This window comes from Agromyces seonyuensis, assembly GCF_009789225.1.
Classification (GTDB): Bacteria; Actinomycetota; Actinomycetes; order Actinomycetales; family Microbacteriaceae; genus Agromyces; species Agromyces seonyuensis.
In genome coordinates this window covers 1-7433 of record NZ_WSTA01000126.1, presented here as the reverse complement: position 1 = coordinate 7433, position 7433 = coordinate 1, and the positions used below count along the sequence as shown (strand labels likewise).

The following is a 7433-nucleotide window of genomic DNA, read 5'->3' as shown; positions in this document are numbered from 1 at the left end:
CGCCCGCCTACGCCGCCGCGGCCGCCGCACGGGACGCCGCCCGAGCCGCCGTCGCGGGCGCCGCCCGCACCCGCCGCTGGGGCGCCTGGTACGTCGCCGAGCACCGGTTCCGGGTCATGCGCAGCTACCTCGGCACCATGCTCGCCACGGGCATCGGCTCGCCGTTCATCTACCTCTACGCCATGGGCGTGGGCCTCGCGGCGGTCGTCGACGCCGGCGCCGGCGACATCGACGGGGTCGGCTACCTGCAATTCGTCGCGCCCGCGCTCCTCGCGAGCGCCGCCCTGCAGATCTCGGCCGAGGAGTTCAGCTATCCGATCATGCAGGGCTTCAAGTGGAACCCCACCTTCATCGGGATGCGGGCGGCGCCGCTCAGCGCGGGCCAGATCATCGACGGCGTCGTCCTCTCCGTCACGGGCCGGGTGCTCGCCACGAGCGCCGTCTACTACGTCTTCATGCTCTGCTTCGGCGCGGTCACCGGACCGCTCGGCTGGCTCGCGGCGGTCGCCGGCACGGCGGCCGGACTCGCCTTCGGCCTGCCGCTGCTCGCCTACGTCATCACGATCCGGCGGGACACCGGGCAGATCGCCGCCGTCATGCGCTTCCTCGTGCTGCCGCTCACGCTCTTCTCCGGCACGTTCTTCCCGCTGTCGCAGCTGCCCGGCTTCCTGCAGTGGATCGGCTGGCTCAGCCCGCTCTGGCACGGCACCGAGCTCGGCCGCGCCGTGGCCTACGGCGCGGAGGAGCCGAACTGGCTGACCGCGGTGCACGTGCTCGTCCTCGTCGGGTACTCCCTCGCCGGGTGGCTCCTCGCCCGGCGCTTCGCCGCCCGGAGGCTCGAAGCATGAGCGCACCGATCGCTCCCACCGCCCCGGCGGCCGTCGCCTCCGGCGCGGGCCGCCGACGCCCCCTCGGCTCGCTCTACGCGGGCAACGCGCGCGCGGTCATGTACCGCGGCTGGCGCGCGACGGCCTCGACCAACTGGCTCGTCGTGCTCTCCGGGTTCTTCGAGCCCGTCTTCTACCTGCTCTCGCTCGGCCTGGGCCTCGGGGCGCTCGTCGGCGCCGTCGACTCGGGCGGCGAGGAGATCCCCTACGCGGCGTTCATCGCGCCCGCCCTGCTCGCGACCGCGGCGATGAACGGCGCGATCTACGACTCGACCTGGAACGTCTTCTTCAAGATGCAGTTCGCGAAGCTCTACCAGGGCATGCTCGCGACCTCGCTCGGCCCGCTCGACGTCGCGCTCGGCGAGATCTCGCTCGCATTGCTGCGCGGCGGCGTCTACGCGGGCGGCTTCCTCATCGTCATGCAGGTGCTCGGGCTCAACCTCTCGTGGTGGGCGCTCGCCGCGCTGCCGGCGGTGCTGCTCATCGCCTTCGGGTTCGCGAGCCTCGGCATGGCGATCACGAGCTACCTGAAGACGTTCCAGCAGATGGACTGGATCAACTTCGTGCTCCTGCCGATGTTCCTGTTCTCGGCGACCTTCTACCCGCTCTCGGTCTACCCCGAGGCCGTGCAGTGGGTCATTCAGGCGCTGCCGCTCTGGCACGGCGTCGAGCTCGTCCGCGGCCTCACGACGGGGGCAGTCGGCTGGGGGATGCTCTGGCACGTCGGGTACTACGCGGTGCTCGCCGCGGTGGGCATGGTCTTCACGACCCGTCGGCTCCGCGCGCTGTTCCTCGACTGATCTGGCGACGCGTCGCCGGCGCGGTCGGAGACGGCGCGCGACGGCGCCGGGCTGCGGGAGCGAAGCGGTCAGCGCTCCATCGCGTCCGCGGGGAAGGCGCCGGCGTCGTCCAGGAGCATCCGCTCGACGGGCGCGGCCGCCCAGAAGTCGACCGGTGCGTCCCACCAGAGCTTGAAGACCTCGGGGGAGCGGCGCTCCCAGTGCGCACGGGACTCCCACATGCTCATGCCGACGACCTTGGTGCCGTCGTCCGACTCGGTCCACGGGCCGATCTCCTTCAGCCCGGGCGTGCCGAGCGCTTCGAGCCGCACCCGGTTCATCGCCGCGATGAGCTCGTGCCGGTACTCCGGCTTGGGACGATGCACCTCGACGTAGATGAACATGCGGTCAGCGTAGCGCCGAGGCATCCTCGGATTCGGACCACGGCGCGGACGCGCCCGGAAACGGCGACGGCCGGCGCCCCCGAAAGAGCGCCGGCCGAGCCGGATGGTGCGGATGCGCGTCAGAGCACGGCGGACGAACCGATGCCCGCGTCCTCGTAGTCGACGTCCTTGGTCTCCTTCGAGACGATGAGCGCGATGAGCGTGAGGATGCCCATCGCCGAGAGGTAGACGCCGACGAGCCAGGGCCCGGCCACCTCCCAGAGCACGAGCGCGATGAGCGGGGCCACTGCCGCGCCGAGGATCGACGACACGTTGTAGGCGATCGCCGAGCCGGTGTAGCGCACGTTGGTCGGGAACAGCTCGGGCAGCAGCGCACCCATCGGGCCGAACGTCGAGCCCATGAGCATGAAACCGAAGACCAGGAAGGCCTGCACGAGCGCGCCCGAGAACTTCGGGTCGGCCTGCGGCAGCAGGAACACGTTGAACGCGAGGCCGAAGACGATGATCGCGGCCGTCACCCAGATGAGCAGGCGGCGGCGACCGATCGCGTCGGCGATGGGGCCGGAGAGCAGCGTGAAGATGCCGAAGAACACGACGCCGATGATCTGCATGAGCACGAAGTCGTGGTACGCGAACCCGCCGCCCGGATAGAACGTCGATGCGTCGAACGCGACGCCCTTGGCGTCGGCGGCGGCCTGGGCCGCCTCCACCGTCGCGGGCTTCGTGCCCCAGGTGAGCGTGAAGTTCGTCATCAGGTAGAAGAGCACGTAGGTGGCCAGCATGAAGAAGGTGCCGAGGATGAGCTGCTTCCAGTGGTGGCGGAACACCGTGCCGATGGGGGCCTTGCGGATCGCGCCCTCCTTGGCGGCCTTCTCGAAGGCGGTCGACTCGACGAGCTTCAGGCGCACCCAGAGGCCGATGATCACCATGACGGCGGAGAAGAGGAACGGCACGCGCCAGCCCCACTCGAGGAACGCGCCCTCGGAGCCGCCCGTCGCGGTGTTGATGACGAGGAACAGCGAGTTGGCGATGATGAAGCCGATCGGCGCGCCGAGCTGCGGGAACGTGCCGTACCAGGCGCGCTTGCCCGCGGGGGCGTTCTCGGTCGCGACGAGCGCCGCGCCCGACCACTCGCCGCCGAGTGCGAAGCCCTGCGCGAGCCGGAGGATCAGCAGGAACAGCGCCGCGAGCCAGCCGACCTGGTCGTGCGTGGGCAGGACGCCGATGAGGAACGTCGCGATGCCCATGGTGAGGAGGGAGGCGACGAGCGTCGCCTTGCGGCCGTACTTGTCGCCGAAGTGCCCGAAGACGAGGGCGCCGACGGGGCGCGCGAGCATCGCCGCGCCGAACGTGGCGAACGAGGCGAGGAGGGCCGTCGTGTCGTTGCCCGTCGGGAAGAAGAGGATCGGGAAGACGAGGACGGCCGCGGTGGCGTACGCGTAGAAGTCGTAGAACTCGATCGTCGTGCCGATGAGCGACGCCGTGATGACGCGGGCGCGCGAGTTCGCGGGCTTCGAGGTAGGGGAGGGAGCGGGTGCGGCGCTGGGCGTCGCGGTGGTGCTGGTCATGCGAACAGGACTTCCGGTGAAGGTCGGATGCCTCGCGCGAGCGAACCGGGTGGGATTGCGGAGCGGGGTCGTGCGTCGCACGCGGCCCGGGCGAATGAGCCGGGCGGGGACGCGGAAGGGTGCAGGTGCTGCTTGTGGCAACCCGACAATGCTACGCGTGTTTCAGAGCGGTTTCCCCATCGGGCCGGGGCGCAGGCGTCGAGCGGCGGGATCCGTGCGGTGAACGGCGCCGGTTCGACGCGTGCAGCGGGCGGGCATCGGGAAGCGCCGAACGGGCGGCGCCCCACGAGGGAGCGCCGCCCGTTCGGCGTGCGAGGCGCGGTCAGTTCCCGCGCAGCTCGCGCAGCAGCACCGCGGTCGCGATCGCGGCCGTCGCCGCCTCATGGCCCTTGTCCTCCTTCGAGCCGGGCAGCCCGGCGCGATCGAGGCCCTGCTGCTCGTCGTCGAGGGTGAGCACGCCGAAGCCGACGGGCTTGCCGGTCTCGATCGCGACGGTCGTGAGGCCGTCGGTCGCCGCCGAGGAGACGTACTCGAAGTGCGGCGTGCCGCCGCGGATGATGACGCCGAGGGCGACGACGGCGTCCGCGCCGGCGTCGAGGGCCGCCTTCGCCGCGACCGGGAGCTCGAAGGAGCCCGGCACCCGCACGACGCGGTAGTCCGCGCCGGCTTCGCCGAGGGCTCGCTCGGCCCCGGCGATGAGGCCGTCGGTGATGACGTCGTGCCACCGTCCGGCGATGACGACGACGTCCAATCCGGTCGCGTCGACCTCGACGACGGGTGAACCGGCTCCGCTCATGATGCGTGTCCTTCCAGGATGGATTCGGGGGAGGCATCCTCGAGCGAGTCGATCTGATGCCCCATGCGGTCGCGCTTGGCGGCCAGGTAGCCGGCGTTGAGCGAGCCCACGCCGACGACGAGCGGCACGCGCTCGTCGACCCGGATGCCCTGCCGTTCGAGCTGGCGGAGCTTCTCTGGGTTGTTCGTGAGCAGGCGCACCGAGCCGATGCCGAGGTCGGCCAGGATCTCGGCGGCCGCGGTGTAGTCGCGGGCGTCGGCGGGCAGGCCGAGCGCGAGGTTGGCGTCGAGGGTGTCGAGGCCGTCCTCCTGCAGGCGATAGGCGCGCAGCTTGTTGATGAGACCGATGCCACGGCCCTCGTGGCCCCGGAGGTACACGACGACGCCGCCCTCGTTCGCGATCGTGTCGAGCGCGGCCTGCAGCTGCGGACCGCACTCGCACTTCAGCGAACCGAAGGCCTCGCCCGTCAGGCACTCCGAGTGGAGGCGCACGAGCGCGCCGTCGGCGGGCTCGCCGGCGATGATCGCGAGGTGGTCGGCGCCCGAGACGTGGTCGCGGTACGCGCGCACCCGGAACGTGCCGTGCACGGTGGGCAGGTGGGTCTCGACCTCGAAGCCGATGCGCGGCGTCTCGGCGCGGGGACCGACGGCGGCGAGACCGGCATCGGATGCCTCCGCCGCCTCGGCCCCGCCCTGCTCGAGCCAGTCGATGAGGGCGGCGATCGTCGTGACGGGCAGGTTCTCCTCCTCGCCGAACGCGATGAGCCGCGGCAGGCGCATCATCTCGCCGTCGTCGTCGATGAGCTCGCCGATGACGCCGACGGGGGCGAGCCCGGCCGCGCGCATGAACTCGACGGCCGCCTCGGTGTGGCCGGCCCGCTCGCGCACCCCGCCGGGCACGGCGCGCAGCGGCAGGATGTGGCCGGGGCGGATGAGGTCGGCGGGCACCGACTCGGGGTTCGCGAGCACGCGCAGGGTGTGCGCCCGGTCGGCGGCCGAGATGCCGGTCGTCACGCCCTGGGCCGCGTCGACCGACACGGTGTACGCGGTGCCGCGGGCGTCCTGGCTGCGCTCGACCATGATCGGCAGGTCGAGGCGGTCGGCGAGCTCGGGCGGCATGGGCGCGCACAGGTAGCCGCTCGTGTGCCGCACCATCCACGCGATGGTCTCGCGGGTGGCGAACTCGGCGGCCATGATCGCGTCGCCCTCGTTCTCGCGGCCCTCGTCGTCGGCGACGATGATCGGCTTGCCGGCGCGCAGCGCGGCGAGCGCCTCGGGGATGCTGGAGAGGCTCATGCGCGGATCCCTTCGTCGTCGCTGCGCAGCGAGAATCCGACGGACTGCGCGGGTGCGCCCGCGTCGGAGGAGGGCAGTTCGTCGGAGCGGCCGAACTGGGCGAGCCGGCGCACCTGGCGCGCGAGGATGTCGGTCTCGACGTTGACGAGCTCGCCGACCTCGCGCTCGCCGAGGGTCGTCGCGGCGAGGGTCTCCGGGATGAGGGAGACCTCGAACCAGGAGCCGTCGGCTTCGTCGCCCAGGTCGCTCACGGTGAGGGAGACGCCGTCCACGGCGATCGAGCCCTTGTCGACGACGAGCGGCGCGTGCTCGGGGTCGAGCGAGAAGCGCAGCACGCGCCAGGCGCCGCCGGGGCGGATCGACAGCAGGCGCGCGGTGCCGTCGATGTGGCCCTGCACGATGTGCCCGCCGATGCGGTCGCCGACCTTCGCGGCGCGCTCGAGGTTGACGGGGCGGCCGACCTCGGCGCCCTCGAGCGTCGACATCTTGAGCGTCTGCGCCATCACGTCGGCCGTGAAGCGCTCCGCGTCGAACTCGATCACGGTCAGGCAGACGCCGGAGACGGAGATCGAGTCGCCGTGCTTCGCGTCTCCGACCACGAGCGGGCCGTTGACGGTGAGCCGCACGGCGTCGGCGGTGCGCTCGACGCGTTCGATGCGGCCGATCTCCTCGATGATCCCGGTGAACATCAGTCGGTTTCCTCCTGTCCGACGCGCTCGGGCGCGTCGTCGGTGCCGTCCTGGGCCGGACGGGCGATGAGCCGGACGTCGTCGCCGAGGCGGTCGACGTCCGAGAAGACGTAGCGGCGGGCGTCGGCGATCGTGCCGATGCCGAGGTCGCCGGTGGCGAGCCGCGGCCCGCCGAGCAGAGCGGGTGCGACGTAGACGAGCAGTTCGTCGGCGAGGCCGTCCGCCAGGAACGCGCTCGCGAGCGTGGGGCCGCCCTCGACGAAGAGCGAGCGGATGCCCCGATCGGCGAGCGTGCCGAGCTCGGCCGCGAGGTCGTCGCCCGGCAGCGTCAGCAGGGGCTGCGGGTGAGCGGCGACGCGGGCGCCCGCGGGGACGTCCCGGTGCCCGAACACGACGGGCACGGGCTGGTCGGGCAGGAGGGCGCCGTCGGCGTCGCGCGCGGTGAGCGAGGGGTCGTCGGCGAGCAGGGTGCCGGTGCCGACGGCGATCGCGTCGGCCGCGGCGCGGCGCAGGTGCACGTCCGCGCGGGCCTCGGCCCCCGTGATCCAGCGGCTCGACCCGTCGGCGGCCGCGGTACGGGCATCCAGGGTCGCCGCCCATTTGACCGTCACGAACGGACGGTCGTGGCGGGCGACGAAGAGCCAGTCGGCGAGGAACGCCTCGGCCTCGTCGGCCAGCAGGCCGCCCTCGACGTCGACGCCCGCGGCGGCGAGCGTTGCCGCGCCGCCCGCGGAGTGGTCGCCCGGGTCCGACACGGCGTAGACGACCCGGGCGACCCCGGCGTCGATGAGGGCCTGCGAGCAGGGGCCGGTGCGGCCGGTGTGGTTGCAGGGCTCGAGCGTGACGACGGCCGTGGCGCCGGATGCGGCACCCGGAGCGAGCTTGCCGAGCGCGTCGACCTCGGCGTGCGGGGTGCCGGCGCCGCGGTGCCAGCCGACGGCGAGGACGCCGCCGTCGGGGCCGAGCAGCACGCAGCCGACGCGCGGGTTCACGCCCCGCGCGGGTCCGTGCGCGG

General features: G+C 72.5%; 8 protein-coding genes. 2 read left to right on the top strand and 6 right to left on the bottom strand.

What is annotated here, in order from left to right:
- Together GB864_RS17510 and GB864_RS17505 are read left to right on the top strand one after the other, a co-directional pair.
- On the top strand, positions 1-848 hold an 848-nt coding region (locus GB864_RS17510; protein ID WP_236779229.1), incomplete at its 5' end, for an ABC transporter permease.
- Entirely contained in the window at positions 845-1687 is an 843-nt protein-coding gene (locus GB864_RS17505; protein ID WP_160426977.1) for an ABC transporter permease, read from the top strand. The genes GB864_RS17510 and GB864_RS17505, both read left to right, overlap by 4 nt.
- 68 nt (positions 1688-1755) lie before the next feature.
- Here GB864_RS17505 and GB864_RS17500 read toward each other — a convergent pair whose 3' ends face one another.
- From GB864_RS17500 to ribD, 6 genes are all read right to left on the bottom strand, one after another.
- The gene (locus GB864_RS17500; RefSeq protein ID WP_160426976.1) at positions 1756-2070 is read right to left on the bottom strand and encodes an antibiotic biosynthesis monooxygenase; all 315 of its coding nucleotides are present in this window, start codon (positions 2068-2070) and stop codon (positions 1756-1758) included.
- Between the two features lie 119 nt (positions 2071-2189).
- Positions 2190-3638: an MFS transporter gene (locus GB864_RS17495; RefSeq protein WP_160426975.1), complete on the bottom strand. Its 1449-nt coding sequence runs from the start codon at positions 3636-3638 to the stop codon at positions 2190-2192.
- Between the two features lie 322 nt (positions 3639-3960).
- Positions 3961-4434 carry a 6,7-dimethyl-8-ribityllumazine synthase gene (gene ribH / locus GB864_RS17490; RefSeq protein ID WP_160426974.1) on the bottom strand — a complete coding sequence of 158 codons (474 nt, stop codon included), beginning with the start codon at positions 4432-4434 and terminating at the stop codon, positions 3961-3963.
- Complete coding sequence (gene ribA, locus GB864_RS17485; RefSeq protein ID WP_160426973.1) at positions 4431-5729, bottom strand: GTP cyclohydrolase II; 1299 nt, start codon at positions 5727-5729, stop codon at positions 4431-4433. Before ribA ends, ribH begins: the two co-directional genes overlap by 4 nt.
- On the bottom strand, positions 5726-6418 hold the full coding sequence (locus tag GB864_RS17480; protein WP_160426972.1) for a riboflavin synthase: 693 nt from the start codon (positions 6416-6418) through the stop codon (positions 5726-5728). The genes ribA and GB864_RS17480 overlap by 4 nt, the downstream gene beginning before the upstream one ends.
- Positions 6418-7433, bottom strand: a 1016-nt coding sequence (gene ribD, locus GB864_RS17475) for a bifunctional diaminohydroxyphosphoribosylaminopyrimidine deaminase/5-amino-6-(5-phosphoribosylamino)uracil reductase RibD (RefSeq protein ID WP_160426971.1), incomplete at its 5' end; no start/stop codon positions are given. The genes GB864_RS17480 and ribD, both read right to left, overlap by 1 nt.

What these genes read in the sequence shown, in the direction of transcription:
- GB864_RS17505 (WP_160426977.1), top strand. Translation starts at nt 845, where the DNA reads ATGAGCGCACCGATCGCTCCCACCGCCCCGGCGGCCGTCGCCTCCGGC.
- ribA (WP_160426973.1), bottom strand. Translation starts at nt 5,729, where the DNA reads ATGAGCCTCTCCAGCATCCCCGAGGCGCTCGCCGCGCTGCGCGCCGGC.
- GB864_RS17495 (WP_160426975.1), bottom strand. Translation starts at nt 3,638, where the DNA reads ATGACCAGCACCACCGCGACGCCCAGCGCCGCACCCGCTCCCTCCCCT.
- ribH (WP_160426974.1), bottom strand. Translation starts at nt 4,434, where the DNA reads ATGAGCGGAGCCGGTTCACCCGTCGTCGAGGTCGACGCGACCGGATTG.
- GB864_RS17480 (WP_160426972.1), bottom strand. Translation starts at nt 6,418, where the DNA reads ATGTTCACCGGGATCATCGAGGAGATCGGCCGCATCGAACGCGTCGAG.
- GB864_RS17500 (WP_160426976.1), bottom strand. Translation starts at nt 2,070, where the DNA reads ATGTTCATCTACGTCGAGGTGCATCGTCCCAAGCCGGAGTACCGGCAC.